General features: G+C 41.9%; 4 protein-coding genes. 2 read left to right on the top strand and 2 right to left on the bottom strand.

Annotated elements, in window-relative coordinates; translation table 11 throughout:
• A partial coding sequence (locus tag CBG25_RS07005) for a transposase family protein (RefSeq protein ID WP_290603775.1) occupies nt 1-281 on the top strand: 281 nt, incomplete at its 5' end.
• Between the two features lie 12 nt (nt 282-293).
• Here the strand turns inward: CBG25_RS07005 and CBG25_RS07000 are convergent.
• Both CBG25_RS07000 and CBG25_RS06995 read right to left on the bottom strand, forming a co-directional pair.
• Complete coding sequence (locus tag CBG25_RS07000) at nt 294-1,070, bottom strand: hypothetical protein (RefSeq protein WP_290605596.1); 777 nt, start codon at nt 1,068-1,070, stop codon at nt 294-296.
• Nucleotides 1,070-1,303, bottom strand: coding sequence for a hypothetical protein (locus CBG25_RS06995; RefSeq protein WP_290605594.1), 234 nt, complete (start codon nt 1,301-1,303; stop codon nt 1,070-1,072). The genes CBG25_RS07000 and CBG25_RS06995 overlap by 1 nt, the downstream gene beginning before the upstream one ends.
• A gap of 161 nt (nt 1,304-1,464) precedes the next feature.
• Here CBG25_RS06995 and CBG25_RS06990 point away from each other — a divergent pair.
• The coding region (locus tag CBG25_RS06990) for a hypothetical protein (RefSeq protein WP_290604312.1) at nt 1,465-1,551 on the top strand (87 nt) is incomplete at its 3' end.

Genomic DNA, 1,551 nt, shown 5'->3' with positions numbered 1-1,551 from the left:
AGGTAACCATCTGGGCAGATACCGGTTTTCAAGGTATAGATAAACAGCATCCTAATACACAAATCCCAAAAAAAGGAACTCGAAAAAGACCTTTATCGCCTGAACAAAAACAAGAAAATAAAATAATCTCGGGCATCCGTATTACAGTTGAACACGCCATCGCGGGTATCAAGCGCCTCGGTTGCATGACCCAAATTTTACGGAATCGTAGACCCTTTATTGATGATACCTTCTTACTCCTTAGCGCAGGTCTTTGGAATTTCCATCTCAGAACAGCGTAAAATTTACTTCAATCACCGAAACACCCTTATTTCACTATTAAGCAACACGCTTAATGCATCAACACAGCCGTTCAACATCTCAAGCCCGATACCTTCACCACTCATGATTTTTCCATTAACGGGTGGAAAAGCAGAGAAGACAGAATTGTCTTGTATGTTTTTGATGGCAGAATCAACCGCCTCCTCTTCTGTGCAATTATCAACCAACCCTTCAAGGGCGACATTTGTCACGCTTTTTTCCACTTCTCCCACGTTTTCCACAGGGATAACGACAGATTCAGTGGATAACTCTGTTGATTGCGTTAATAACTGATTATCTTTTCCACACTCAAAAAGATGAATCGCTATTTCCTTGATTTCACCGATTGAAATTGCTTTGTCACTCGCTGAAATTTTTGAGGTTACCTTGTCACGTAGTTCTGTATATTGCTCAAAAAGCTCTGGCTCATCTTCTGGATTAGCTAACAAATCATCTGCATCTCGTATTTCGCCTTCGTCGTATTCTTCCTGAATCCCAAAAATCGTTAGCAAAGCGCAAAACTGGTCTATTTCCTGCTCTTTGGTAATGTCCGTCTGTTTTTCGGTATTAGCTAGATACTCCTCAACGCTAATTTCTTCCAATCGAGGCGATTTGTAAAAACAGCAATTAGCACCGTCAGTTTCAAAGATATGTTGAGAAGCCAATTTCTTGGCAGCAATTTTCGTTTCAGATTCGATATATATATGCGAGGTTGTTTTTCCGTTTTCGTGGTCAACGGTTGTAATAATCGTTGCTTTGAAGTATTTCATTATTTCGCCCCCTCAATGCGGTTACTCGCCTGTTGTTCTAATGTCCGTAGTATTAATCCTCTGGCTTTGGGTATCGCTTGCTCTCTCTGGTTATCAGAACAATGGCAACAAGCAGCCGAACACGCTTTCATCATTGAAGGATGGTAAAAAAGCGCCCTGAATTGTTTACGGTTAATTTTTTCAACAAACTCAATACAGGCTTCTTCAGGAAAAACACAGGGGCGGTTATCCAATCTGGCACACCAAAAGAAGCTCACGAGGGCTAATGAGAGTTTGCCACAGTGACAACAGCACGAGTTTCGCACACAACTAATTTGGGGCTTTGTTGAATAAATCGAACTTTTAGGTGATTGGGGGGATCTGATCGCTACAGTCGTTTCATCATCGGGTCCCTATGGCAAAGCAAAAGTTTAAAATCACCAACTGGCCTGCATACAACAAAGCACTCAGGCAGCGCGGGTCTCTCACGGTATGGCTTGAT

Source organism: Arsenophonus sp. ENCA, from assembly GCF_002287155.1.
In the GTDB taxonomy this organism is placed as follows: Bacteria; Pseudomonadota; Gammaproteobacteria; order Enterobacterales; family Enterobacteriaceae; genus Arsenophonus; species Arsenophonus nilaparvatae.
Note: the sequence above shows the minus strand (reverse complement) of the source record. Positions and strands in the feature narration are given on the sequence as shown.